At 72.3% G+C, this 24,165-nt stretch carries 30 protein-coding genes; 14 read left to right on the top strand and 16 right to left on the bottom strand.

The genetic code is table 11. From position 1 onward, the window contains the following. Positions 1 to 113: 113 nt before the first annotated feature. Positions 114 to 296: a hypothetical protein gene (locus tag JMF97_RS02445; RefSeq protein WP_203220012.1), complete on the bottom strand. Its 183-nt coding sequence runs from the start codon at positions 294 to 296 to the stop codon at positions 114 to 116. Positions 297 to 506: 210 nt separating this feature from the next. Here JMF97_RS02445 and JMF97_RS02440 point away from each other — a divergent pair, with 210 nt between their 5' ends. Continuing rightward, a complete protein-coding gene (locus JMF97_RS02440) occupies positions 507 to 1,166 on the top strand; it encodes a GNAT family N-acetyltransferase (RefSeq protein ID WP_203220011.1) in 660 nt (219 codons plus the stop codon). Positions 1,167 to 1,340: 174 nt separating this feature from the next. On the opposite strand, the gene JMF97_RS02435 is transcribed toward JMF97_RS02440, so the two are convergent. From JMF97_RS02435 to JMF97_RS02420, 4 genes are all read right to left on the bottom strand, one after another. Beyond that, a complete protein-coding gene (locus tag JMF97_RS02435) occupies positions 1,341 to 2,039 on the bottom strand; it encodes a TetR/AcrR family transcriptional regulator (RefSeq protein ID WP_203220010.1) in 699 nt (232 codons plus the stop codon). Beyond that, positions 2,002 to 2,496, bottom strand: coding sequence for a thiol-disulfide oxidoreductase DCC family protein (locus tag JMF97_RS02430; RefSeq protein WP_203220009.1), 495 nt, complete (start codon positions 2,494 to 2,496; stop codon positions 2,002 to 2,004). The genes JMF97_RS02435 and JMF97_RS02430 overlap by 38 nt, the downstream gene beginning before the upstream one ends. Continuing rightward, a complete protein-coding gene (locus JMF97_RS02425) occupies positions 2,493 to 3,032 on the bottom strand; it encodes a hypothetical protein (RefSeq protein WP_203220008.1) in 540 nt (179 codons plus the stop codon). The genes JMF97_RS02430 and JMF97_RS02425 overlap by 4 nt, the downstream gene beginning before the upstream one ends. A 101-nt stretch (positions 3,033 to 3,133) precedes the next feature. Next, positions 3,134 to 4,585: a glycoside hydrolase family 3 N-terminal domain-containing protein gene (locus JMF97_RS02420; RefSeq protein WP_203220007.1), complete on the bottom strand. Its 1,452-nt coding sequence runs from the start codon at positions 4,583 to 4,585 to the stop codon at positions 3,134 to 3,136. 141 nt (positions 4,586 to 4,726) lie between these two features. Here JMF97_RS02420 and JMF97_RS02415 point away from each other — a divergent pair, with 141 nt between their 5' ends. Then, positions 4,727 to 5,902, top strand: coding sequence for an ROK family transcriptional regulator (locus JMF97_RS02415; RefSeq protein WP_203220006.1), 1,176 nt, complete (start codon positions 4,727 to 4,729; stop codon positions 5,900 to 5,902). A gap of 16 nt (positions 5,903 to 5,918) precedes the next feature. On the opposite strand, the gene JMF97_RS02410 is transcribed toward JMF97_RS02415, so the two are convergent. Together JMF97_RS02410 and JMF97_RS02405 are read right to left on the bottom strand one after the other, a co-directional pair. Further along, a complete protein-coding gene (locus tag JMF97_RS02410; protein WP_203220005.1) occupies positions 5,919 to 6,932 on the bottom strand; it encodes an ABC transporter permease subunit in 1,014 nt (337 codons plus the stop codon). Continuing rightward, positions 6,929 to 7,939: an ABC transporter ATP-binding protein gene (locus JMF97_RS02405; RefSeq protein WP_203220004.1), complete on the bottom strand. Its 1,011-nt coding sequence runs from the start codon at positions 7,937 to 7,939 to the stop codon at positions 6,929 to 6,931. Before JMF97_RS02405 ends, JMF97_RS02410 begins: the two co-directional genes overlap by 4 nt. Before the next feature lie 130 nt (positions 7,940 to 8,069). On the opposite strand from JMF97_RS02405, the gene JMF97_RS02400 reads away from it, so the two are divergent. Then, entirely contained in the window at positions 8,070 to 8,912 is an 843-nt protein-coding gene (locus tag JMF97_RS02400; protein ID WP_307816736.1) for an ABC transporter ATP-binding protein, read from the top strand. A 73-nt stretch (positions 8,913 to 8,985) separates the two neighbouring features. Next, entirely contained in the window at positions 8,986 to 9,885 is a 900-nt protein-coding gene (locus tag JMF97_RS02395) for a ribokinase (protein ID WP_203220003.1), read from the top strand. Positions 9,886 to 9,893: 8 nt separating this feature from the next. On the opposite strand, the gene ftrA is transcribed toward JMF97_RS02395, so the two are convergent. Then, positions 9,894 to 10,886: a transcriptional regulator FtrA gene (gene ftrA / locus JMF97_RS02390; RefSeq protein ID WP_203220002.1), complete on the bottom strand. Its 993-nt coding sequence runs from the start codon at positions 10,884 to 10,886 to the stop codon at positions 9,894 to 9,896. A gap of 72 nt (positions 10,887 to 10,958) precedes the next feature. Between ftrA and JMF97_RS02385 the strand changes: the two genes are divergently transcribed. After that, positions 10,959 to 11,417 carry a rhodanese-like domain-containing protein gene (locus JMF97_RS02385; protein WP_203220001.1) on the top strand — a complete coding sequence of 153 codons (459 nt, stop codon included), beginning with the start codon at positions 10,959 to 10,961 and terminating at the stop codon, positions 11,415 to 11,417. A gap of 19 nt (positions 11,418 to 11,436) precedes the next feature. On the opposite strand, the gene JMF97_RS02380 is transcribed toward JMF97_RS02385, so the two are convergent. Next, positions 11,437 to 12,108 carry a hypothetical protein gene (locus tag JMF97_RS02380; RefSeq protein WP_203220000.1) on the bottom strand — a complete coding sequence of 224 codons (672 nt, stop codon included), beginning with the start codon at positions 12,106 to 12,108 and terminating at the stop codon, positions 11,437 to 11,439. Between the two features lie 34 nt (positions 12,109 to 12,142). After that, positions 12,143 to 12,622 carry a DUF6232 family protein gene (locus JMF97_RS02375; protein WP_203220297.1) on the bottom strand — a complete coding sequence of 160 codons (480 nt, stop codon included), beginning with the start codon at positions 12,620 to 12,622 and terminating at the stop codon, positions 12,143 to 12,145. A 195-nt stretch (positions 12,623 to 12,817) separates the two neighbouring features. On the opposite strand from JMF97_RS02375, the gene JMF97_RS02370 reads away from it, so the two are divergent. Next, positions 12,818 to 13,531 (top strand): hypothetical protein, encoded by a 714-nt coding sequence (locus JMF97_RS02370; RefSeq protein WP_013731985.1) that lies wholly within the window; start codon positions 12,818 to 12,820, stop codon positions 13,529 to 13,531. Positions 13,532 to 13,540: 9 nt separating this feature from the next. Here JMF97_RS02370 and JMF97_RS02365 read toward each other — a convergent pair whose 3' ends face one another. Further along, positions 13,541 to 14,014, bottom strand: a complete 474-nt coding sequence (locus JMF97_RS02365) for a DUF6232 family protein (RefSeq protein ID WP_203219999.1) — start codon at positions 14,012 to 14,014, stop codon at positions 13,541 to 13,543. A 97-nt stretch (positions 14,015 to 14,111) separates the two neighbouring features. Between JMF97_RS02365 and JMF97_RS02360 the strand changes: the two genes are divergently transcribed. Together JMF97_RS02360 and JMF97_RS02355 are read left to right on the top strand one after the other, a co-directional pair. Then, complete coding sequence (locus JMF97_RS02360) at positions 14,112 to 14,885, top strand: enoyl-CoA hydratase-related protein (RefSeq protein WP_203219998.1); 774 nt, start codon at positions 14,112 to 14,114, stop codon at positions 14,883 to 14,885. Positions 14,886 to 14,953: 68 nt separating this feature from the next. After that, positions 14,954 to 16,576, top strand: coding sequence for an acetolactate synthase (locus tag JMF97_RS02355; RefSeq protein ID WP_203219997.1), 1,623 nt, complete (start codon positions 14,954 to 14,956; stop codon positions 16,574 to 16,576). 24 nt (positions 16,577 to 16,600) lie between these two features. On the opposite strand, the gene JMF97_RS02350 is transcribed toward JMF97_RS02355, so the two are convergent. From JMF97_RS02350 to JMF97_RS02340, 3 genes are read right to left on the bottom strand one after another with little or no spacing between them, the layout of a single operon-like run. Next, complete coding sequence (locus JMF97_RS02350; RefSeq protein ID WP_013731989.1) at positions 16,601 to 17,017, bottom strand: PLD nuclease N-terminal domain-containing protein; 417 nt, start codon at positions 17,015 to 17,017, stop codon at positions 16,601 to 16,603. A 31-nt stretch (positions 17,018 to 17,048) separates the two neighbouring features. Continuing rightward, positions 17,049 to 17,351, bottom strand: coding sequence for a DUF202 domain-containing protein (locus JMF97_RS02345; protein WP_203219996.1), 303 nt, complete (start codon positions 17,349 to 17,351; stop codon positions 17,049 to 17,051). Beyond that, positions 17,348 to 17,737 carry a YidH family protein gene (locus JMF97_RS02340; protein WP_203219995.1) on the bottom strand — a complete coding sequence of 130 codons (390 nt, stop codon included), beginning with the start codon at positions 17,735 to 17,737 and terminating at the stop codon, positions 17,348 to 17,350. Before JMF97_RS02340 ends, JMF97_RS02345 begins: the two co-directional genes overlap by 4 nt. Before the next feature lie 41 nt (positions 17,738 to 17,778). On the opposite strand from JMF97_RS02340, the gene JMF97_RS02335 reads away from it, so the two are divergent. The 4 genes from JMF97_RS02335 to JMF97_RS02320 all read left to right on the top strand — a co-directional run bounded on the left by JMF97_RS02335 (position 17,779) and on the right by JMF97_RS02320 (position 20,989). Then, positions 17,779 to 18,576: a GNAT family N-acetyltransferase gene (locus JMF97_RS02335; RefSeq protein ID WP_203219994.1), complete on the top strand. Its 798-nt coding sequence runs from the start codon at positions 17,779 to 17,781 to the stop codon at positions 18,574 to 18,576. 2 nt (positions 18,577 to 18,578) lie between these two features. Further along, a complete protein-coding gene (locus JMF97_RS02330; RefSeq protein WP_203219993.1) occupies positions 18,579 to 18,989 on the top strand; it encodes a hypothetical protein in 411 nt (136 codons plus the stop codon). A gap of 248 nt (positions 18,990 to 19,237) precedes the next feature. Next, positions 19,238 to 20,017 carry an electron transfer flavoprotein subunit beta/FixA family protein gene (locus JMF97_RS02325; RefSeq protein WP_013731994.1) on the top strand — a complete coding sequence of 260 codons (780 nt, stop codon included), beginning with the start codon at positions 19,238 to 19,240 and terminating at the stop codon, positions 20,015 to 20,017. A gap of 12 nt (positions 20,018 to 20,029) precedes the next feature. Further along, complete coding sequence (locus JMF97_RS02320; RefSeq protein ID WP_203219992.1) at positions 20,030 to 20,989, top strand: electron transfer flavoprotein subunit alpha/FixB family protein; 960 nt, start codon at positions 20,030 to 20,032, stop codon at positions 20,987 to 20,989. A 103-nt stretch (positions 20,990 to 21,092) separates the two neighbouring features. On the opposite strand, the gene JMF97_RS02315 is transcribed toward JMF97_RS02320, so the two are convergent. Further along, complete coding sequence (locus tag JMF97_RS02315) at positions 21,093 to 21,827, bottom strand: anti-sigma factor domain-containing protein (RefSeq protein WP_203219991.1); 735 nt, start codon at positions 21,825 to 21,827, stop codon at positions 21,093 to 21,095. Continuing rightward, positions 21,781 to 22,383 carry an RNA polymerase sigma factor gene (locus JMF97_RS02310; protein WP_013731997.1) on the bottom strand — a complete coding sequence of 201 codons (603 nt, stop codon included), beginning with the start codon at positions 22,381 to 22,383 and terminating at the stop codon, positions 21,781 to 21,783. The genes JMF97_RS02315 and JMF97_RS02310 overlap by 47 nt, the downstream gene beginning before the upstream one ends. A 259-nt stretch (positions 22,384 to 22,642) precedes the next feature. On the opposite strand from JMF97_RS02310, the gene JMF97_RS02305 reads away from it, so the two are divergent. Both JMF97_RS02305 and JMF97_RS02300 read left to right on the top strand, forming a co-directional pair. Further along, positions 22,643 to 23,473 (top strand): DUF4397 domain-containing protein, encoded by an 831-nt coding sequence (locus JMF97_RS02305; RefSeq protein ID WP_203219990.1) that lies wholly within the window; start codon positions 22,643 to 22,645, stop codon positions 23,471 to 23,473. Next, the gene (locus JMF97_RS02300) at positions 23,470 to 24,150 is read left to right on the top strand and encodes a class F sortase (RefSeq protein WP_203219989.1); all 681 of its coding nucleotides are present in this window, start codon (positions 23,470 to 23,472) and stop codon (positions 24,148 to 24,150) included. Before JMF97_RS02305 ends, JMF97_RS02300 begins: the two co-directional genes overlap by 4 nt. Positions 24,151 to 24,165: the final 15 nt, after the last annotated feature.

The following is a 24,165-nucleotide window of genomic DNA, read 5'->3' as shown; positions in this document are numbered from 1 at the left end:
CGGAGGACCAGCAGACGTTACCCGACAGGTGTGCGAACGGCGGTGCTGGCTCGCCGTCGGAGTCGGCGCGGCCACTCGGGCTGCGGCGGGACAAAACGGCGGTCGCCGCCGGGTCAGTGCGTGTTGAGATGGCGGGCCGAACTGCCCACCGGAAGTCGGTTCAGCGCCTCCCAGGACAGCGGGCCGGTACGGCGACTGCGGTGTGGCGGCTGGTCGGGAAAGCGTCGCGCGGTGCGGCCGTCCGGCCAGATCCGGGTGAGGTCCTGCTGGTGACGGTCGTGCGGTTGCATCGGCATGAGCCCACCGTTCCAGAGAAAGTTGTACATGTATGGAATTGGGTATGACGGTAGACCGCTGACCGGGGTTCCGATGCCCGGCGAAGATCACGCCGAGGTCACTCGTGCCCGAGGTCTCGCGCCGACGCGTCTTCCGGCCGGACGGTCGGCGTCGCAGCCCTCATCCGTCGTACGGTGGGCGGGCGGCAGCGACGGCGCAGGAGGTGGACGGTGCGTGACCGGCGGCTCCAGTTGCACCTGGCCACCTGGCTGGGGCGGTGGCCGGCGCCTGCGGGGCTGCACGTGGTCGGTTCCTGGCGACGCCGTCAGCCGGCCTGGGACGGTCGGCTGCGACCGGCGATCGCGGTCACCGCCGGCACCAGCACCGTGCTGTCCGTACCGACCGACCGGGTCGCCGTGGTACGCGACCTGGCCCGCCGGCCCGACGCGCTGCTGCCCGCCCTGCCGGCGGCGGTCGGCGAGCCGGGCTGGGCGGTGCACGACGACGTGTTCCGCTGGACCATGGCACCCGCGCCGCTGCCCGAGGTCGGCGAGTGGGTCGCCCCCACCACCCTCGGCCTGCCGTCCTGGCTGCGGCTGTTCGACCGGCCGGTGCTGGTGGTCCGCGACGACCAGGGCCGCTACCTGGCCGGTGTCGGGATCAAGCGGCACGACCAGTTCGGGCACGAACTGGCGGTGGGCACGGTGCCCTCGGCCCGGGGGCGCGGACTGGCACGGCGGCTGGTCGCCCAGGCGGCCCGGCGGGTGCTCGACGAGGGTGCCGTGCCGACCTATCTGCACGACCGGGCCAACGTCGCCTCGGCGCGGGTCGCCGAGGCGGCCGGCTTCCCGGACCGGGGCTGGCGATCGTACGGGGTCTACCCCAGCTGACCTGCGACGGCAGGGCGCGGACCGTGGATCCCGGGCCGGATCCACGGTCCGCAGCCTCCCCCCAGGTCCGCGTGCGGCTCGATGCCGATCACGCTACGTATCCGATTGCTTGCGCGGCAAGCATCCAGCGTCGATCACTGCTGTCCAATAGTGGACTTGACCAGCACAAACGGGTCAGTGGCGCAGGATGCGAAGCAGTTCGACGATCTGCCGGGTGACCGGCCGCAGCACCCGCAGCCGGGAGAGCGAGACCAGCCGGTCGATCAACGGCACCGCGCCGTCGATCAGCGCCCGGGTACGGGCCTGCCCCGGCGAGCGGTCGTAGACCCAGTAGAGCACTATCCCCATGTACGCCAGCCAGAGCAGTTCGGGCAGGTGGGGACGCAGTTCCGGGTCGACCTTTGTGGTGGAGCCGCTCAGCACCTCGTCGAACAGTGCGATGGAAGCCTGGCGCGGGCCGCTCGACTCGGGCGAGAAAGGGCTCAGTGGTGACGTGGGCTCCGCAGCGACCTTGAAGACGCTGGCAGCGAAGTCGTGCGAGGGGGTCGACACGTCGATGGCCGCGTGCAGCACCCCGGCCAGCCGGGCGGCGAAGGTCGTCTCCCGCTCCAACACCGGTCGTGCCGCGGCCCGGTGCTCCTCCTCGGTCCGGGTGTAGAACTCCTGGATCAGGCGTTCCTTGGAGTCGAAGTAGTAGTAGGCGTTGCCGACCGCCACCCCGGCCTCCTGGGCGATGGCGCGCATGGTGGTGCGGGCGTACCCGCGCTCGCGGAACAGCCGCATCGCGGTTTCCAGGATCAACTGCCGGGTCTGCTCGCCCCGGGCGGTCGTCGCCTCACCCGCAGCGGTCGTCGGCACAGACTGGTCGGTCATCCGGGCCACGGTATCCCGCCGGACCGTCGAGCGACGGCGGCCCCGGTTCACGGACACGCTCGCGAATCGCCGAGGCGGCGGCGACCATCCGTCGCGCCAACGGCAGCAGGTGCGGTGCGGCCAGGCGCTCGGCCGTCGCCCGGTACTCGGCGAGCGCCCACAGGCAGGCGAACCAGGCGCCGTCGCCGACGTACACCGCCCCGGTGTCGGCCACCACCGTGATGTCGCGCAGGGTCGCGGCATGGTCCAGGCCGGGGAAGCGCTGCCGGGCCTCGGCCGAGCCGGCCGGCACGAACTCCAGGGGTACGAGTTGCGCCCGCGACGCCAGCCAGCCACGCGCCGCCCGGCACATCGGGCAGTGCGCGTCGTAGAGGACGGTGAAGTACCGGATGCCACCACCCCCGTGCGTGGTGGCATCCGGCATCCCACCAGCCCGGTCCGGGCCGTGGGTGCTCATCGGGGCGGCGCCGGCGGGTTCGTGGGCGGGTTCGCCGGAGGGTTCGCTGGTGGGTTCGCCGGCGGACGTGCGGCCGGGTTCGCCGGTGGGTATGCGGCCGGGTGTGCCGGGCGCTGGCCGGGCGCGGCGGCCGGGTGGGGCTGCTGCATCGGCAGGAAGCCGGCCGGCGGCAGCGGCGGTGCGGTGGCCAGTTGACGTAGCCGGCTCTTCCGGTAGCGGTTGAGGGTGAAGACGTTGAAGAAGTGCAGAGCGCCGAGCACCAGCAGCACCAGGCCGATCTTCCAGGAGAGTTCCTCCATGGCCTCGCTCGTCGACCCGATCGGTTCGGAGTGGCGCATCGCCACCGTCACGTAGCCGAGGTTGAGCAGGTAGAACCCGACCACCAAGAGGTTGTTCACGGCGCGGGCGAGCCGCTCGTCGGAGAACACCTCCTCCAGGAAGACCAGCCCGTTGCGGGCCAGCGTCCGGGCCACCCAGACGGTCAGACCGATGCTGACCGCCAGGTAGACCAGGTACATCCAGACTTTGATGTCCATCCCACCGCGCTCCAATTTGAACGTGTTCAAGTATCGACACGAGCCAGCGTAGGACCGAACTTGAACATGTTCAAGAGTGACGGTCGAGAGTGGCGTACGCCTCAGCCGGCCAGACCCAGCACTTCGGCGGCGGCTCGACCGTTGGCGTGGCTGGCGCCGTAGGTGATGACGAAGGCCCGCGTGCCGGCCGGCCGCCACCTGGCCGGCCAGCCCATCTCGACCACCACCACCGGATGCGTACCGGCCAGCGCGGCGACCAGCTCCGCCCCACCGGGCAACTGGTGCAGCCGCCGGCCGACCAGCACGATCGGCCGGTTGCCGGCCCGCCGCCGAAGCTCCTCCGGGTCGGCCTCGGTGGCCACCACCTCGACCAGCTCGGCGCCGTGCAGGTGCGGGCCGAGACCCCACGGCACCCGCCCCTGCACGACGGTCGACCGCGCGTGCACCTGCACCACCAGCGGATGGTCCAACCCGGCCAGTGAGCCCTCCACCCGGACGGCACGGCGGGCCGCCGCGTACCCCAGGCCGGCGGCGGCGAGGGTGGTCGGGCCGGTGTCGCGGGTCCACGCGGCCAGTTCCGCGGCACGTCCGGCGGCCTGCTCGACCCGCTCCCGCCCCAGCCGGCCGTCGCCCAACGCCGTGACGATCTCGGCGGCCACCCGTTCGACCAGGCCGGCGTCCACCTTGGCGCCGATGCAGAGCAGGTCCGCGCCGGCGGCCAGGGCGCGTACCGCGCCGGGGGCGATCCCGCCGGCCGCGAGCGCGGCACCCTTCATCTCCAACGCGTCGGTGATCACCGCCCCGGTGAAGCCGTACCCCTGGCGGAGCAGGTCGACCAGGACGGCCCGGCTGAACGTGGCCGGCGCCGCGCCGGTCAGGGCCGGTACCCGGATGTGGGCGGTCATCACCGCCCTGGTTCCGGCCGCGATCACCGCGGCGAACGGCGGCAGGTCTCGGCGACGCAGCACCTCCGGCGGCACGTCCACGGTGGGTAGTTCGTGGTGGGAGTCGGTCACCGTCGCGCCGTGCCCGGGGAAGTGCTTGGCGCAGGCGGCCACCCCGGCGGCCTGCAGTCCGGCGACCGCAGCGGCGGAGTGTGCGGCGACCCGTGCCGGATCGGCGCCGAACGACCGGGTGCCGATCACCGGGTTGTCGTCGGTGCTGTTGACGTCGACGGTGGGCGCCAGGTTCACGGTGATGCCGAGCGCCGCCAACTCCCCGCCGATGGCCTGGTGGATGTCCCGGGTCAACGCCTCGTCGTCGATCGCGCCGAGCGCCGCGTTGCCCGGATACGGGCTGCCGGTGGCGTGCGCCAACCGGGTGACGTCGCCGCCCTCCTCGTCGATGGCCACGAGGACGTCGGCCCGAGCGGTGCGCAACGCGGCCGTGCTCGCCGCCACCTGTGCCGGTTCGTCGATGTTGCGGCCGAACAGGGTGTGCCCGGCCAGTCCGTCGGCGACCAACTCGACCGCCCAGTCGGGTGGGGTCGGCCCCGGGTACGCGGCCAGCAGGGTGCCCAGGGCGAGCCGGCGCAGTCCGGGATCCAGCCGCACGGTTTCTCCTTCCGGTGCCGGCGGCGCTGGTCGTGGTGCCGGATCGGCTGAGCGATCCGTTTCCACCCTGCCGATACGCTACGGCTACCCGTTCGTAGCAAAGTTATAGTTTGCAAAGCTCACTAAATTCGAGGACATGGCATGAGTGCGACCCGGCTCCCCGGCACCCCACGGCTGTTGCGGGCTCTCAACGACCGTGCGGCGCTGGAACTGCTGCTGGAGCAGGGGCCACTGACCCGGGCCCGGATCGGTGAGCTGACCGGCCTGTCCAAGGTCACCGCGTCCCAACTGGTGGAACGGTTGGAGGAACGCGGTCTGGTCACCCGGGTCGGTGAACAGGCCGGCGGGCGCGGGCCGAACGCCCAGCTCTACGCCGTGCGACCGGGCAGCGCGTACGTGGTCGGGGTGGACGTCGGTCCGGAGCGGGTGGTGGCCGCCTGCGCCGACATCACCGGCACCGTCGCCGGCCGGGTCGAACAGTCCACGAAGGACACCGACGACCCGGTGGGCGTGGTGCACAACGCCGTGGTCCAGGCGGCCAGCAGCGCCGGCGCTCAACTGTCGAGCGTACGGCGGATCGTGCTCGGCACCCCCGGCCTGGTCGATCCGGGCACCGGCGACATCACCTTCGCGTTCAACCTGCCCCGCTGGCACCGCGGCCTGCTCGCCGCGCTCCGCGACGACCTGGACACCCCGGTCGTCTTCGAGAACGACGTCAACCTCGCCGCGGTGGCCGAGGCGCAGTCCGGCGCGGCCCAGGGCATGTCCGACTTCGTGCTGGTCTGGATCGGTGCCGGCGTCGGTCTGGCGATCATGCTGGGCGGGCGGCTGCACCACGGCAGCAGCGGCGCGGCCGGCGAGATCGGCTACCTGCCGGTGCCCGGCGCACCGATCCCACGCGACGTGTCCCGCCGCGCCAAGCCGGCCTTCCAGCAGGTGGCCGGGGCGGACGCGATCCGGGACCTGGCCCGCGAGCACGGCTACCCCGACGGTGGCGCCGCCGAAGCGGTGAAGGCCGCCATCGCCGCCGGTACGGCCGGCGGACCGATGCTCGACGAGGTGGCCCGCCGACTCGCCCTCGGCGTGGCGAGCACCTGCGTGGTGCTGGACCCGCCGCTGGTCGTGCTTGCCGGAGAGGTCGGCCAGGCCGGCGGGGCCGCGCTGGCCGAGCGGGTGCAGCACGAGGTCGCCGCCATCACGCTGGTCCGACCCCGGGTGGTGCCCACCGGCCTGACCGAGGAGCCGATCCTGCGCGGTGCCCTGCGCACCGCCCTCGACGCCGTCCGCGACGAGGTCTTCGGCTCCACGGTCGGCTGAGCGCCTGCGCAGGACGTCAGATCAGGTCGCGACGGCGGAACACGGCGAACGCGGTGGCGGTGAGCCCGGCGGTGCACAGCAGCAGGACCACCAGCGCCAGTTGCCAGGTCAGCGGGTACGTGCCGGTGCAGTACCCGGTGAAGGCGTCAGCGCAGGGTCGGGCGTCGTAGAACCGCAGCTCGCCGGCCAGCCACGCGCCGACGTAGTTGCTGAGCAGCAGCTGGTCCGGCCGGGCGACGTCCAGGATCTGCATCACGATCCGCCCGCCCATCTCCCACACCACCAGGTAGGCCAGCACCGCGCCGACCGCCGCCGCGGTGTGCCGACCCAGGGTGGCGAGGGCGAAGCCGATCGCCGTGGCGAACACCACCAACCCGATGCCCCGGCCCCATCGCGCGGCCAGGTCGGCCCAGAAGGTCGCGTCGGTGGGCCCCGGGTAGCCGGCGACCTGGGCGATGACCCAGAAGGTGACCAGGTACGCCACTGAGGCGAGCACCGACAACACCAGGACCGCGCCGAGCAGGGTGCCCAGTTTGGTGCCGAGCACGGTCATCCGCTGCGGTCGCCACAGCAGCAGGTTGACCACCCCGCCGGAGTTCAGGTCGGCGCCGATGTAGGAGGCGCCGACCAGGAAGCCGAACAGAACCAGGAAGGCCACCAGGAAGTACAGCAGCGCCTCGGCCTGCTGGGTGAAGGTGAACACGTCGGTGAGGTAGTAGGCAGCCGTCGGCGACCAACCCTGCATTACCGGATCGATCTCGCGGCAGTCGGCGGGCAGGTAGTGGTTGCCGTCGTGGGCCCACGCCTCACCGCGGTCCCGGGCCAGGCAGCGGGCGTGCTCCCGCTCCATCACGCTGCGCTCGACGGCGGCCTGCTGCTCGGCCGAGGCCACTTCGGCGCTGGTGGGTGTGCGGGTACTCGCCAGGGTGGTCCCCGCCGTCACCACGAACGCCAACAGCAGCAGAAGCACCATCAGCTGCACGGATCGGCGGGCGGCCAGCCGCTCCGCCTCGGCGCGGATCAGGTTCACGCCTGCACTCCCCGGAACTCGTCGAGGTCGATCGACGGTGCGCCGGACGGTCCCGGTGCGGAACCACCGTCGGTCTGCCGGGGGAGCGTCGGCTGCTGCCCGGCACCGGTCAACTCCAGGAAGACGCTCTCCAGATCCGGCCGTACCGGGGTCAGCTCGCGTACCCAGACGTCCTGCTCGCCCAACGTCCGGCTGATCAGCGTCGGGTCCGGTACCCCACCGACCACCAGGTGGTCGGCGTGGGCGGTGACGGTCAGCCCGGCGGCCTGCAACAGCTGCTCGGCCCGGATCAGGTCGTCGGCGCGGACCAGACACTCGTTGCGGTCGAACCCGGCCAGCACCTCGGTCACCGGGCCGGCCGTCACCCGCCGCCCCCGCGAAATGATCGTGACGTGGTCGCAGATCAGTTGGATCTCGGCCAGGATGTGGCTGGAGACCAGCACGGTCACCCCGTTGCCGGCCAGCGTCCGCATTAGGTCCCGCATCTCCCGGATGCCCGCCGGGTCCAGCCCGTTGGCCGGCTCGTCGAGAATCAGCAGCTCGGGCCCTTTGAGCAGGGCCGAGGCCACCGCCAGCCGCTGCTTCATGCCCAGCGAGTAACCCTTGACCCGGTCGTGGCCACGATCGCGCAGGCCGACCTGCTCCAGCACCTCGTCGACCCGGCTGACCGGTACGCCACCCGCCACGGCGAGCAGCCGCAGGGTGCGGTGGCCGGTGAAGTTGCCGAAGAACTGCGGGCTCTCCACGATCGCGCCCACCCGGTGGGCCACCTGGGGCAGCGACTCCGGTGCGTCGGCACCGAACACCCGCATCTGTCCCGCATCGGCGCGGACCAGCCCGAGCAACGCCCGCAGGGTGGTCGTCTTGCCCGACCCGTTGGGGCCCAGGAAGCCGTGCACCTGACCGGCCTCGACCAGCAGGTCGAAGCCGGCGACGGCGACCCGGTGGCCCTTGCGTACGCTGCGGAAAGTCTTCCGCAGACCCTCGATCTCGATGACCCCGCTCACGCGGAGGGGCCCCGACGACGACTGGGCATGAACGGCCCCTCCGGATCAGGTGAGCAACGACACGGCGCTCACCCTACGGCGACAGCGCCCGCCCGTGGGGGCGGCACGCGATGCGTGGTTGGATGGGCGGGTGACTGGTGACCTGATCGCTGGCGCCGGTGGCGCCACGCCCGCCCCTGCATCCATGGACGCGGATCTGGTGGTCAGCCTCGACGGCGTCGGCGTACGCCGGTCCGGCACCGCCCTGCTGCACGACGTCGACTGGCGGGTGGAAGCGGACGAACGCTGGGTGGTGCTTGGCCCCAACGGCGCCGGCAAGACCACCCTGCTCAACCTCGCCGCCGGCCGGCTGCACCCGACCACCGGCGTCGCGCACGTGCTGGGCGAGAGAATCGGCCGTACCGACCTCAACGAGCTGCGTACCCGCATCGGGTTGACCACGGCGGCGCTGGCCGAGCGGCTGCCCGCCGACGAGAAGGTCCGCGACGTGGTGATGACCGCCGCCTGGTCGGTGGTCGGCCGCTGGCGGGAGGAGTACGACCCGGCCGACGAGGCCCGCGCCCTGGCCCTGCTCGACCAACTCGGTGCCGGCGCGCTGGCCGACCGCGACTACGGCACCCTGTCCGACGGGGAGCGCAAGCGGGTGCAGATCGCCCGGGCCCTGATGACCGACCCGGAGCTGCTGCTGCTCGACGAACCGGCGGCCGGGCTCGACCTGGGCGGCCGGGAGGACCTGGTGGCCCGCCTGGCCACGCTGGCGCAGGATCCGGACGCCCCCGCGCTGGTGCTGGTCACCCACCACGTCGAGGAGATCCCGCCCGGCTTCACCCACGCGATGCTGCTGCGCGACGGCGCGGTGATGGCGCAGGGCCCGCTGGACACGACCCTCACCGCCGACAACCTCACCAAGACCTTCGGTCTGCCGCTGCTCGTCGAGCGCATCAGCGACCGCTTCACCGCCCGCGCCGCCTGAGGTGCAAGGAAGGGCCCCCGCTTAACGTCTCCGGTAGAGCAGGGGCCCCTTGTTAACAACGCAGGAGGCTCCCGTGCGACAGACCCGAGTCGTCGTGGTGGGCAGCGCGAACATGGACCTGGTCGCCACCGCGCCGACCCTGCCCCGCCCGGGGGAGACCATCCTCGGCACCGACTTCGTCACCGTGCCCGGCGGCAAGGGCGCCAACCAGGCCATCGCCGCCGCCCGCGCCGGTGCCGCCTGCACCTTCCTCGGCGCGATCGGCTCCGACTCGTTCGGGGTGACCCTGCGGGCCCGGATCACCGCCGCCGGGGTGGACACCAGCCAGCTGCGCACCACGTACGGCGCCTCCGGGGTGGCCCTGGTCATGGTCAACGCCGAGGGTGAGAACGCCATCCTGGTCACGCCGGGAGCCAACGACTCGCTGAGGGCGCTCACCGAGGGCGAACTCGCCGCCGTACGCGATGCCGACGTGCTTGTCGCGCAGCTGGAGATTCCGGTCGAGACGGTGACCGAGGCGGCGGTCGCCGCCCGGGCCGCCGGGACCCGGGTGGTGCTCAACGCCGCACCGGCGCTGCCGCTCCCGCCCGAGCTGCTGGCCGTGGTGGACCTGCTGGTGGTCAACGAGAACGAGGCGCAGGCGTACACCGGTCGGGGTCGGGAGGCGCCGCAGGCCCTGCTCGACCTGGTGCCCCGGGCGGTGCTGACCCTCGGCGCGCAGGGCGCCTGGTACGGCGACCGGGACGGCACCGCCGTGCACGTGCCCGCGACCACGGTGGACACCGTCGACTCGACCGCCGCCGGGGACGCGTTCACCGGCGCGGTCGCGGTGGCCTGGGGTGAGGGCCGCGACCTGGTCGACGCGGTCCGCTGGGCGGCGGCGGCCGGCGCGGCCTGCGTACGCCGGCTCGGCGCGAGCGTGTCACTGCCCCAGCGCGCCGAGATCGACCAGCTCTACCTCCCCGCCACCTGACCCGAGGTTCACCGGTCGACGGAGGCCGTCGCCGCCTGGTCGTGGGCGCGGAAGGCCCGCCGGTACGCCGAGGGTGAGGTCCGCATCGCCCGGGTGAAGTGGTGGCGGTACGTCACCGCGGTCTCGAACCCGACCGCCGCGGCGATCTGCGCGACCGGCGCATCCGTCGTCTCCAGCAGCGCCAGGCTGGCCCGGATCCGCTGGTCGACCAGCCAACGGATCGGGCTGGTGCCGGTGGCCCGGGCGAAGTGCCGCAGGTAGGTGCGCGGTGACATGTGCGCCTGCCGGGCCAGCCGGGCCACCGTCACCGGTTCGGCGAGGTGCGCCAGCGCCCAGGCGATGCTGCCGGCGACCCGGTCGTCGTCCGCCCCCGCCGGCACCGGCGCCTCGATGAACTGTGCCTGCCCGCCGTCGCGGTGCGGTGCGGTCACCAACCGGCGGGCCACCGCGTTGGCCACGGCCGCGCCGTGGTCGCGCCGCACCACGTGCACGCACAGGTCCAGACCGGCCGCGCTGCCGGCGCTGGTCAGCACGTCACCGTCGTCCACGTAGAGCACGTCGGGATCCACCGTCACCGCCGGGTAACGGCGGGCCAGCAGATCGGCGTACCGCCAGTGGGTGGTGGCCCGGCGGCCGTCGAGCAGACCGGCGGCGGCCAGCGCGAACGCGCCCGAGCAGATGGACATGAGCCGGGCGCCGGCCCGGTGCGCGTGACGCAGCGCCGCCACCAGTTGCGCAGACGGTGTCGTGTGCACGTCGCAGACCCCGGGCACGATCACCGTTGCGGCCTCGGCCAGCACGTCCAGGCCGTACGGGCTGTGCAGGGTGGCGCCACCGATCACCGGCACCGGGCCGGGCCGCTCGGCGCACAGCCGCAGGTCGTACCAGGGCACGCCGAGTTCGGGGCGGGGGAGTCCGAAGACCTCGGTGACGATGCCGGTCTCGAAGACCGACATTCCCGGGTACGCGAGCACGGCGACGGTGCGGGCGACCGGAGCCATGGCGGGATGTTAGCGCAGTACGTCGTCCCTGCCACTCGTCCGCGTGCCCGGGCGGCGGCCAGGATCGTTCCCATGACCCGCGCTTTCGCCGTACCGGCCGCCGAGCCCGCCACCGCCATCGCCCACTTCCTGGCCGAGTTGAGCGTCACCACCGACGTCGCCGACGTGCACGCCGACCTCACCGCCGGGGTGCCCGACCTGGTCGTGGTGGATTCCCGGGGCGAGGCCGCCTGGGCCCAGGGTCACCTGCCCGACGCGGTGCACCTGCCCACCGCCCGGATCGCCGAGCAGGCCGCACGGGTGGTGCCGGCCGGCACCCGGGTGGTCACCTACTGCTGGGGTCCCGGCTGCGACGGCGCCACCCGGGCCGCGTTGGCCTTCGCCCGGCTCGGCTACCCGGTCAAGCGGATGCGCGGCGGCTACGAGTACTGGGTCCGCGAGGGCCTGCCGGTGGTCACCGCGACCGGGTCGATCCGTCGACCGGTGGACGACCTGACCGCGCCCCGCGTGGCCGTCGGCTGCGACTGCTGACCAACGGCTCCGCCCGCGGTCAGCCCACGTCGTCGTTGAGCTTCTCGCCGCGTCGGCGCAGCATCGCCAGGCCAGGGATGCCCGCCACGGCGAGCTTGAGGTCCCGGGTGACGTCGAGCAGGTCGTGCAGGTCGGGGCCGACCCGGTCCAGGGTGGCCAGGATCGGCATCACGTCGGCGGTGAGGTGCTGGCGCAGCTTCGGCAACTCGTCGACCAGCCGTACCGCCGCAGCCACCTCCTCGTGGCTGAGCTGCTCGATGAAGTGGGTGGCCATCGGTGCGGCCCGGCGCAACGCCGGCTCGTACGCGGCCAGCAGTTCGGCGGCGGTGGCCGCCGCCTCGGCCGCCGCGCCTACCGTCTCGGCCGCCTGGCCGGACACCTTCTCCGCCCGCGCCACCACGTCGGCCGCGGCGGCGGCGACGGTGCCGGCGTTGTCGACGGCGACGGTCGCGGCGGCGCTGATCACCGCTACCTCCCGGACGGCGACCTCGGCGTCGGCGAGCACCTGGTCGGTCCGGTCGAGGGTCTGTTCGATCCGATCCACCACCCCGTTGATCCGGGTCAGCAACGCCTCCACCCCGTCGAGCACCGCGAAGGCGCGGGCCGGGATCGCGGCGAAGGACGCGGCCGAGTCGAGGGCGGAACGGGTGAGGCCGACGACCGCGGTCGGCCGGGGAAGGGGGATCACCATGGGCTCCAGTGTTCCTCGGGCGGGCGAGGGCCGCTCACCAGTGGTCGCCCTGCTGCTCCACGGCCCGCTGCACCGCCCGGTAGATCTGCCCGAAGCGCAGCGCGTCCGGGGTGCGCAACATCATGACCTCCTGCCCCCGGTACTGCACCCACAACTCCTGGACCCGGTTGCCGCGCTCGTACGAGCGGTCCAGCCAGCCGAGCGGGATCTCCAGGAACGGCACCAGCGCCAGCGCGATGACCAGGCAGGCCACCAGCACCACGAGCGCCGGCACCCAACCCCGGTCCGGTGCCGACCAGACCAGCGACAGTACGCAGACCAGCCCGACCAGCGGGGGCAGGGACAGCAGCAGCACCAGTACGCCCCGGCCGAGCACCCGCCCCCGCACCGCGAGGGTGGTGCGTCCCTTCTGATGCCAGACGTAGGTGACCTCGGAGATCGGGATGACGTGTCCTCCGGCCCGGATCGACTCCGAGGAAACCTGCACCGTGTCGTCCCGGTAATAGAGCGCCATCACTAAGCCTAACCATCTTCCGGCAACCCATGGCGATGGCGTCGTCACCCTGTGGCGATCGGCTGCCCCCGGTGTGCCCGGCAGCACCTGCGAAATCCACGCCGGATCGTCGGCACCGGGCCCCGACGATGCTCGCCGGTGCGGGCGGCACGCTAACATCGCCGCGTCTTGAGGTGACTGCGGAGACGAGGCTCTATGGGGTGGCTCCAGCGTGTGCTGGGTGGGCGGCAGGTCGAGCACGATCCCGGCCGGCAGGAGGCGCTGTTACAGCAGGTCCGGCACGGTTTCGGCAGCCGCAGCCAGGTCCGTGCCCGTGATCAGATCGAGGAGATCACGCGGCTGCTGGACGATGAGGACGGTCTGGTCGTGGCGACCCGGATCGTGCGCGAGGTCGCCGACGCGGCCCACACGGATCTGCTGGCGCAAGCCGCCGACCTGCACCGGCGTACCGGCTACCGGCTCGTGGTCGATCGTCGCAACTATCGGGTGCTGTGGCGGGAGGCCGCCTCGGCGCTGCGGTGGCCGCTGTTCGATCCGCCGGGCGGCCTGCATCCGTACGTGCAGGTGGCCGCGGCGGCCACGGTGCTCGGCGACCGTGCGTCCCGGGTCGTGAAGGCCACCGACCCCGCCCCGGTGCTGTCCGCGGTCTTCGAGCTGTTCGACCTCACCACCACCGGTTGGGAGTACGGCCGGGTGCGGCCGGACACCGACGGTGCCGAGCTGGTCCTCCGGCTGATCTCGGCGGCTCGGCAGATCAACGCCGCGTTGTCGGATCCGCCGCCGCTGCCGCAGCCGGTGCGGGAACTGATGCGCCGCAACAACACCACGAACGTGTACGACCCGGCCGGTCACGGGGTGGTCGGCGCGATCAATCTCGGTGGCGAGTTGAGGCCGGCCCTGCTGTCCTGAACACGTCGGCTAGCGGGCGGCCCGGCCCTGCACCTGGGCTTCCATGGCGCGTTGTACGGCCCGGTAGATCTGCCCGAAGCGCAGCGCGTCCGGGGTGCACAGCAGGCGTACCGGGTGGCCCCGCCAGCGGATCCAGACCTCGCGAGGGCGGCTGCCCCGGGCGTACGACCTGTCGAAGTACTCGAAGAGCTGGTCGGCGATCGGCCCGGCGGCCAGTCCGATCAGGATGGAGACGCCGACGACGGCGACCGTGACGGTGGCCGAGCCGTCGAGCCAGATGGCGAACGCGATGCCGAGAACGGCGGCCACCAGCGGGCCGATCATCGCCGCGCCGAGCGCACCCCGGCCGATCAGCACCCGCCACGACCGGCTGCCCTGGTGGTGCCAGACCTCGGTGATCTCGGCCAGCGGGTAGGCGTCGCCGTTGACCGTGACGGCGGTGGAGGTGACCTGGACCGACTTGTCGTCGTAGTACGTGACCATGGGAACTCCGGGGCGCGGGACTGGCAGCCAGACTACGTGCCGACGGCGGCTGGTCGTAAGGTTGGCAGGCGACTTCGACGAGGAAGTGAGGGCCAACGTGGGCGAGTTCGTGCGGCTGGAGACCGGGGACGGCATCGGCACCATTCGGCTGGAGCGGCCACCGATGAACGCGCTCAACACCCAGGTCCAGGAGGAGTTGCGCGCCGCCGCGACGGCGGCCACCGCCGACCCGCAGGTCCGCGCGGTCATCGTGTACGGCGGCGAGAAGGTCTTCGCGGCCGGGGCGGACATCAAGGAGATGGCCGACATGTCCTATGTGGACATGGCCGACCGGGCTGCCGATCTGTCCAGCGCGCTCGGCGCGATCGCCCGGATCCCCAAGCCGGTGGTCGCCGCGATCACCGGGTACGCCCTCGGTGGTGGCTGCGAGCTGGCGCTGGCCTGTGACTGGCGGGTGGTGGCCGAGGACGCCAAGCTCGGCCAGCCCGAGATCAAGCTCGGCATCATCCCCGGGGCCGGCGGCACCCAGCGGCTGGCCCGGCTGGTCGGCCCGGCCCGCGCCAAGGATCTGATCATGTCGGGCCGGATGGTCGACGCCCAGGAGGCGCTGCGCATCGGTCTGGCCGACCGGGTGGTCCCGGCCGCCGAGGTCTACGACGCGGCGGTGGCGCTGGTGAAGCCGTACCTCAACGGGCCGGTGCAGGCGCTGCGCGCGGCCAAGCTCGCGGTCGACGGCGGCCTGGACATGGATCTGAACTCGGGTCTGGCCTGGGAGAGTCAGCTCTTCGCGGCGCTGTTCGCCACCGAGGACCGGCGCGAGGGGATGGTCGCCTTCGTCGAGAAGCGGAAGCCGGACTTCACCGGTCGCTGAGAATGGTTCACATTCCTCCTACCGGCCAGTAGCGTGTGACTCCGGTCAGGCGACGAGAGGGAGCGGCGATGACGGAGCGGATCGAAGGCCACGGCGGAGAGCTCGCCCTCGCGGCGCTGCGCGCGTACGGGGTGCGGGAGATGTTCACCCTCTCCGGCGGGCACGTGTTTCCGCTCTACGACGCCGCGCACAAGACCGGCTTCCCGCTCTACGACGTGCGGCACGAGCAGTCCGCCGTCTTCGCCGCCGAGGCGGTGGCGAAGTTGCAGCGCCGCCCCGGCCTGGCCGTGCTCACCGCCGGCCCCGGCGTGACAAACGGCATCTCCGGCCTGACCAGCGCCTACTTCAACGCCTCACCGGTGCTGGTGATGGGCGGGCGGGCACCGCAGTTCCGGTGGGGTTCCGGCAGCCTCCAGGAGATGGACCACCTGCCACTGGTCGCCCCGGTCACCAAGCACGCCGAGACGGTGTTCAGCGCCGACGACATCCCCCGGGCCGTCGCCGCGGCGCTGACCACCGCGCTCACCCCGCACCGGGGCCCGGTCTTCCTCGACTTCCCTCTCGAAGCGATCTTCTCCACCGGCGACGCCGACCTGCCGGCCGGACCGGCCCTCGCCCCGATCGAGGCCGACCCCGAGGAGGTGGCGAAGGCCGCCGCTCTGATCGCCGGGGCGCAGCGGCCGGTCGTCATCGCCGGCTCCGACGTCTACGCCGGTGACGCCGTGGCGGCCCTGCGCGCCGCCGCAGAGGCCCTCGACGTGCCGGTCTTCACCAACGGGATGGGTCGCGGCGCGCTGCCGCCGGAGCACCCGCTGGCCTTCGCCAAGGCCCGGCGGGTGGCGCTCAAGGGCGCCGACGTGGTCGTGGTGGTGGGCACCCCGCTGGACTTCCGGCTCTCCTTCGGCGACTTCGGCGACGCCACCGTGGTGCACATCGTCGACGCCCCCAGCCAGCGGGCCACGCACGTGCAGCCCGCCGTCGCGCCCGCCGGTGACCTGCGCGCCATCCTCACCACCCTGGCCGAGTACACCGGCGACCGGGCCGACCACACCGACTGGGTGGCGCAGCTGCGTACCGCCGAGGACGCCGCGAAGGCCCGTGACGCCGAGGAGATGGCCGCCGAGACGGACCCGATCCGCCCGGCCCGCGTCTACGGCGAGCTGCGCAAGGTCCTCGCCCGCGACGCGATCACCATCGGCGACGGCGGTGACTTCGTCTCGTACGCCGGGCGCTACCTGGAGCCGGCCCAGCCGGGCACCTGGCTCGACCCCGGCCCGTACGGCTGCCTCGGCACCGGCATGGGCTACGCGATGGGGGCCCGGGTCACCCACCCGGACCGGCAGATCTGTGTGCTGATGGGCGACGGCGCGGCCGGTTTCTCGCTGATGGACGTGGAGTCCCTGGTCCGGCAGAAGCTGCCGGTGGTCATGGTGGTCGGCAACAACGGCATCTGGGGTCTGGAGAAGCACCCGATGCGGGCCATGTACGGCTACGACGTCGCCGCCGACCTCCAGCCCGAGCTGCGCTACGACCAGGTGGTCACCGCCCTGGGCGGAGCGGGGGAGACGGTCGCCAAGGCCGCCGACCTCGGCCCGGCCCTGCACCGGGCCTTCGACGCCGGGGTGCCCTACCTGGTCAACGTCATCACCGACCCGGCCGACGCCTACCCGCGCTCGTCCAACCTGGCCTGAGCAAGGGGCAACCTGCCCCGGGGGTCACACCTCGGGGCGGGGCTCCTCGCGGGGCGGGTCGCCCTCGCGGCGGCGCAGGTCGTCCTCGCGCTTGCGCAGGTCCTCTTCCCAGCGGCGGAAGAGCTCCTGGTCCTCCTGGCGCGAGCGCTCCTCGATCGAGCGCAGGAACTCGGGGTCGTCGTCCGGCGCGAGCGGCCGGGCCGGACGGCGTACGGCGGGCTGCGCTCCGCCGGAGAACACCCCACCACCGGCGGGGTTGCGCTTGCGGCCGGCGAGGAACCAGGCGATCGAGCCGATCACCGGGAAGAACAGGATCATCAGCACCCAGGCGATCCGGGGCAGGTGACGAACGTCCTCCTCCTCGGCCGAGAGGCAACTGATCAGAGCGCAGACGGCGAGGACGACCTGCACCAGGAAAAAGAGGATGTAGAGCCGGGCCATGTACCCATCATGTCCTACTCACCGTCGATGCTCACACCCCGCACACGACCAGCACGACGCCGATCAGGGCGAGACCGGCGACGCAGAGGCCCACGGCGGAGAGCGTACGGACGCTCGTGTCGGGTACGCCGCTGCCGACCGCCCGTCGCCAGCAGAGCGTGATCATGGCTCCCCAGCCGAGGATGGCGAGCGCGGTCAGCAGCGCACCGACCCGGCCGCCGGTGAGCCCGAGCCGGACGGCGAGGATCGTCACCACGGTCACCGCCAGCATGGTGCGACGCCAGGCCAGCCGGGTCCGTTCGGGCTGGAGACCGGGGTCGCGTACGGCGGTCAACTGCCCAGCGCCCCGGCCAGAACCGCCACCACCAGCAGCAGCGCGCCGAGCCCCACCACCACGGCGAGCACGGCCGGGAACCGGGACGCGGGCAGTTCCTGGTCGAGCCGGATGGCCCGTTCGACGCGTGCCCAGTGGTCGATGGCGCGGACCGCGACCGCGCCGCCGAGCAGCAGCAACGCGATGGAGATCGCCTCGCGCAGGTGCCGCAGCGGCAGGGCCGGGAGGAACTGCGCGGCCGCGAGCCCACCACCCACCAGGGCCAGCCCGGTACGCAGCCAGGCCAGGAAGGTCCGCTCGTTGGCCAGCGAGAAGCGGTAGTCGGGGGTGGTGCCCACCGACCGGAGCTCGTCAGGGTCGAACCAATTCCTGATCCTTTGCCACACGGTGGTGATTATCCGGTGCGAACTGGGCATAGCCTGGAAACATGACGGATCTTGATGTGACCACTTTGCGTGCGGCGTACGACGCCCAGCTTCGGCCGGGCCTGCCTGACCCGGTACCGCAGGGCGCACGGGTGGAGCAGGACGGACCGTTGTTCCGGGTGTTCGGCCTCGATGACGGCGGCCTGGTGACCTACCGGGACCTCGGCGGGGCGGCCGACGCCGCACTCGACGCGTTGATCGCCCGCCAGGTGGCGGTGGCCCGGGAGCGGGGCGAGCCGGTCGAGTGGAAGCTGCACGGCCACGACGAGCCGGCGGACCTGCCGCAGCGGCTGCGCGCGGCCGGATTCGTGCCGCAGGACCAGGAGACCGTCATGGTCGGCCCGGTCGCCCCGCTGGCCTCCGCGCTGCCGGTGGTGCCCGAGGGCGTACGCCTGCGGGAGGTGACCACCCGCGTGGACCTGGACCGGATCGCGGCGCTGGAGACCGAGCTGTGGGGCCGCGATCTGTCCGGCCTCGCCGACGGCCTGGAACGGGAGATCGCCGCCGATCCGCAGGCGATCACGGTCGTGGTGGCCGAGGCGGGGGAGACGGTCGTCAGCGCGGGCTGGGTCCGCTATCCGCCGGACACCACCTTCGCCACCCTCTGGGGCGGGTCGACGCATCCGCAGTGGCGTCGGCAGGGCGTCTACCGGGCGCTTGTCACCTACCGGGCGCGGCTCGCCGGCCAGCGCGACCGGACTTTGTTGCAGGTCGACGCCGCCGACGAGAGTCGTCCACTGCTGGGGCGGCTCGGTCTCGTCCCGGTCACCAGCACCACGCCCTACGTCTACACTCCGTGATCATGGCGCAGTCGCTGACGGACGAGGAGATGCTGATCCTCAAGACGGGGGCTTTCGGCGCCGTTTTCCTGGTGTCGAACGCCGACCCGGGGGTGCTCGCCATGTTCCGGGAGAGTTTCGCCGCCGCCGGCGCGATCGCCGACGCCAGTGGTGTGGTCAAGGCGGCGCTGAGCAGTGGCCCGCTGCCGAAGCTGCCGCGTGATTCGCAGTCGCAGGTCGAGTCGGTGGTGCTGCCCGCGCTGCGCCAGGCGGTCAGGATTCTGACCGAGAAGGCCCCGGAGGATGTCGCGATCTACCGCTCGGTGGTGCTGGCCGCCGCCGATCGTACGGCGCGGGCCCACAACGGGATCAGTACGGCAGAGGCGCAGGTCATCGAGCGGATCGCCACGGCGTTGGGTGATCCGCCGCGCTGAGGCGGGTGGGCCGGCCCGAAGGTGGCCGGCGCGTGCCGGTTCGGCGACGGTGCCCGGGGGCGGCAGAATGGCGGTGAGCTGAGTCACTCGGGGTGTATCCGGGAGGCAAAGCTACTGGCAGGTAACATTGCGCCGTGGGCAACCGCACAGCGGCTTCCGGTTGACCTAACGGTCACTAAGGAGCGAGGCTGCGCCCGATACCCGGGCAAGTGATCACACCACCACAGCAGGAGGGTCGTCGAAGCGCGATGAATATCGTCGTACTCGTCAAGCAGGTGCCCGATTCGGGCGCGGACCGCAACCTGCGCAGTGACGACAACACAGTCGACCGCGGTTCGGCGAACAACGTCATCAACGAGATGGACGAATACGCCATCGAAGAGGCGTTGAAGATCAAGGAAGCGCACGGCGGCGAGGTGACCATCCTGACCATGGGTCCGGACCGGGCGACCGAGTCGATCCGCAAGGCGCTGTCGATGGGCCCGGACAAGGCGGTGCACGTGGTGGACGACGCCCTGCACGGCTCGTGCGCGGTGGCCACCTCCAAGGTGCTCGCCGCCGCCCTCGGGCAGCTCAACGCCGACCTGGTGCTCTGCGGGTCGGAGTCGACCGACGGCCGGGTGCAGGTGATGCCGCACATGCTCGCCGAGCGGCTCGGTGTCGCGGCGCTGACCGGTGCCCGCAAGCTCACCGTGGACGGCAGCACGTTGACCGTCGAGCGGCAGACCGAGGAGGGCTACGAGGTGGTCACCGCCACCACGCCGGCCATCGTCTCGGTGTGGGACACCATCAACGAGCCCCGGTACCCGTCCTTCAAGGGCATCATGGCCGCCAAGAAGAAGCCCGTGCAGACGCTGTCCCTGGCCGACCTGGGCGTCGCCGCGGACGAGGTCGGCTTCGCCGGGGCGACCAGCGCGGTCGTGGAGCACAGCAAGCGTCCGCCGCGCTCCGGTGGCGCGAAGGTCACCGACGAGGGTTCCGGCGGCGTGCAGCTGGTCGAGTTCCTCGCCACCGAGAAGTTCGTGTGAGGGGTGTGGGACATGTCTGAGGTTCTCGTCGTCGTCGAGGCCACTCGCGAGTTCGGCGTCAAGAAGGTCACCCTGGAGATGCTCACCCTGGCCCGTGAGCTGGGCACCCCGTCGGCCGTGGTGCTCGGCGGGGCCGGTGCCGCCGACGCGTTGTCGGCCAAGCTGGGTGAGTACGGCGCGGAGAAGATCTACGCCGCCGAGGGTGAGCAGATCGACGGTTACCTGGTTGCGCCGAAGGCCACCGTGGTCGCCGACCTGGTCAAGCGGGTGCAGCCGGCCGCCGTCCTGCTCGCCTCCTCGCAGGAGGGCAAGGAGATCGCCGCCCGACTGGCGGTCAAGCTGGACAACGGCATCCTGACCGATGTGGTCGCCCTGGCCGCCGACGGCACCGCCACCCAGGTGGCCTTCGCCGGCTCGACGATCGTCACGTCCAAGGTGACCCGGGGCCTGCCGCTGGTCACCGTCCGGCCCAACTCGGTCACCCCGGCCCCGGCCGCCGCCACCCCGGCGGTCGAGCAGCTCACCGTGACCGTCAGTGACACCGACAAGCTGGCCAAGGTCGTCGACCGGGTGGCCGAGCAGAAGGGCTCCCGCCCCGAGCTCACCGAGGCCGGCGTGGTCGTCGCCGGCGGCCGTGGGGTCGGCAACGCGGACAACTTCAAGCTGGTCGAGGAACTGGCCGACCTGCTCGGCGGCGCCGTCGGCGCGTCCCGTGCGGCGGTCGACTCCGGCTTCTACCCGCACCAGTTCCAGGTCGGGCAGACCGGTAAGACCGTCTCCCCGCAGCTGTACGTCGCGCTCGGCATCTCCGGCGCGATCCAGCACCGGGCCGGCATGCAGACCTCGAAGACCATCGTCGCGGTCAACAAGGACGGCGAGGCGCCGATCTTCGAGCTGGCCGACTTCGGTGTGGTCGGTGACCTGTTCAAGGTGGTCCCGCAGGCCGCCGAGGAGATCCGTAAGCGCAAGTAGGGCATCCGCCCGAGACAGCCGCGGCCGCCGTCCGGATCACCGGGCGGCGGCCGCGCCGTATGGGAGCTGATCGGCGGGCCGGGGAGCTGAACCGGCCCGCCGATCAGCCCGTCAGAGAGCCCCTCAGCAGGCTGTCGCCGGAGTGGGCGGTGTTGTTGTCGAACTGCTCGGCGGAGACGTCGACCACAGAATATTGCCCGAGATCCACGTTCGGCGGCAGCGGTAAGAGTACGTCAGAGCCACCACCGAGAACGCCGACCGAGAACATCTCCATGTTCTGCGGGTTGATCAGCCACACCTCGTAATACCCCGACACTGGCGGGAGATTCGCCACGTGCAGGTGCAGTTCTCCGGAGCCGAGCACCCGGGCGTCGCCCCGGGCCTGTGGCGGGGTCGAGCCGTACGCGGCCAGTTGGGCGCTGGCCGTCACCGACGGTGGCGGTGGCGTGCCCTCGCGCAGCACCGCGGCGGTGCCGGCGATGCCGACCGCGGCGGCGGCGACCGCGGTGACCGCGTACCGGACCCAGCGTCGAGGTCGGCGCGACCGCGGCGCGACCGGACCGTCCCGCTGATCGGCCGGGGTCGGCCGAGCGGTGGTCAGCGTGGGCAGTTGCTCGGCCGCCCTGATCTCGGCGGTGATGCCCTGCCAGAGGTGCTCCGGCGGGTCGGGCAGGTCACGCAGGGACTGGGTGGACCGACCGAGACCGGCGACCTCACGCAGACCCGCCAACTCGGCGCGGCAGTGCGGGCAGGCGTCGAGATGGGTGCGGTCGGCGTTGTCCGCCTCACTCTCACCGAGCGCCAGAAATATCAGCCGGTCGTGCTCCAGATGCTGCACCGTCCACCTCCCATCTGCGCTTCAGGCTCGCCATGCCCCGCCGGATGTGACTTTTCACCGTGCCCAGCGGCACCCCGGTGACCGCCGCGATCTGCTGGTGGGTCAGATCGTCGAAGAACGCCAATTCCAACATGCGTCGCTGCTCGTCCGGCAGCCGTGCCAACTCGTCGGCCACCACCAACCGGTCGACCACGGTGTCCGGGTCGTTGCCGGGAGGCACCGGCTCGGGCAGTTGGCGTACGGTCTCGACCACCCGGCTCTCCCGCGCGGAGGAGCGCAACCGGTCGATGACCTTGCGCCGGCCGATCCCGAGCAGCCAGCCGACCAGTGAGCCCTTCGTCGGATCGAAGGTGTCCCGGCCGAGCCAGGCGGCGACGAAGGTGGCCTGGGTCGCGTCCTCCGCGTCGCTGCGGTTGACAAGTGTGCTGGTGGCCAGGTGCAGGACGGCCCGCCCGTAACGCTCGTACGCCTCGCGCAGCGCCCGTTCGTCACCGGCGCGGAAGCGTCGGGCCAACTCGTCCTCGGGAGTGTCCGGCTGCTGCCGGATCTCTGTCACGAGACGGCTCGCCTGGTTGGAGGCATGCCCGACTGTAGCTCGCACCAGTGCCGTCCCCTCTGTCGCCCGGCGTGGCTCCGCGACCCGTCTGTCAGCCCGATGGCTCCTCCACTGCTCTTCGTCCGCCGGGTGCCCGTTGGATGCGCTCTCGGACGAAAAAAGAAAGTCGCCTCCAGGCGCATCCGGGCGGCGACGTGCCGGCGTAACTCGGGGTGCACAGCAAGCCTGACGAACCAGCACGAAACAGCAGGAGGCAGACATGCAGTTCGCGTACCTTCGCCGGGCCGCCGCGGGTGGCGCGGTCGCCGCGCTGACCTTCGTCGGCGCCGGCATCGCGACGGCCACCCCGGCGTACGCCGCCACCTCGAAGGTCTCCGTCGTCCACGGCATCCCGGACACCCCGGTCGACGTCTACGTCAACGGGGAGAAGACGCTGGAGAACTTCAAGCCCGGCGACGTGGCCGGCCCGCTGGACCTGCCGGAGGGGTCGTACGACATCGCCCTGACCAAGCCCGGCGAGCCCATCGGACAGGCGATCCTGACCGCGGACGACGCCGAGGTGCCGGGCGGGGCGAACATCAGCATCGCCGCCCACCTCGACGCCGAGGGTGAGCCGACGATCACCCCGTTCGTCAACGACACGGCCAAGGTCGACGCCGGCAAGGCCCGGCTGATCGTCCGGCACACCGCCGCCGCGCCGGCGGTGGACGTACGGGCCGGCGGCAGCCCGGTCTTCGAGGGACTGACCAACCCGAACGAGGCCAAGGCCGACGTGGACGCGGGCAGCGTCTCGGCGGACGTGGTGCTCGCGGGCACCGACACGGTGGTGATCGGGCCGGCCGACCTGAACCTGCGCGAGGGCACCGCCACGATCGTCTACGCCACCGGCTCCGCCGAGGCGGAGAACCTGACCGTGGTGGCGCAGACCATCGACGGCCTGCACTCGGCGCCCTCCGGAGTGCCGAGCGGCACCGGTGGCCAGGCCGACACCGGCCTGGGTCTCTGGTGGTACGCGCTGGCGGGCACCGGAGTCCTGCTGCTGGTCGCCGGTGGGGCGCGGGCGGCCGTCGTCCGGTCGGGCCGCCGGTGAGCAAGGTCAACCGTGGGGCGCTGGCGGCGGTCGCCGCCGGCGCCGCCGCGCTCGCCGTGGCGGCCGTGCTGGCCGTGGTGTCCCGGCCGGACGGGAGCGTCGGGGCCGACCAGGCCGCCGCGCTCGCCGAACCGAGCCCGTCGGCCGGCGCGTCGTCGCTCGGTGCGTCGTCGGCGGGGTCAACCCTGGTGCCGGTCGCCCCGGGGGCGCTGCCCGACGACACCGCAACGGTGCCGCCGGTCCGGCTCCGGATCCCCGCGATCGACGTCACCGCCCGGGTCGACCCGGTCGGCGTGGACAGGCGCACCGGCGAGTTCGACGTACCGCCCAGCGTCGACCAGGTCGGCTGGTACCGCTACGGCCCCGGCCTCGCCACCGAGACCGGCTCGGTGGTGATCGCCGGCCACGTCGACAGCGCCGAGCAGGGCCGGGGTGCCTTCTACCGGCTGCGGGACCTCGCGCCGGGCGACACGCTGACGGCCACCGGTGACGACGGGATCGAGCGGACCTACCGGGTGGTGACGCGCGAGGAGTACGACAAGACGAAGATCCCGCTGGCGCGCTACTTCGCCCGTGACGGTCGGCCGCGACTCACTCTGATCACCTGCGGCGGGCCCTTCGACGCCGAAGCCCGTCGGTACCGTGACAACATCGTGGTGACCGCGGTGCCGCTCTGATGTCGACGTCGGGTT

This window comes from Micromonospora fiedleri (assembly GCF_016774385.1).
Classification (GTDB): domain Bacteria; phylum Actinomycetota; class Actinomycetes; order Mycobacteriales; family Micromonosporaceae; genus Micromonospora; species Micromonospora gifhornensis.
Note: the sequence above shows the minus strand (reverse complement) of the source record. Positions and strands in the feature narration are given on the sequence as shown.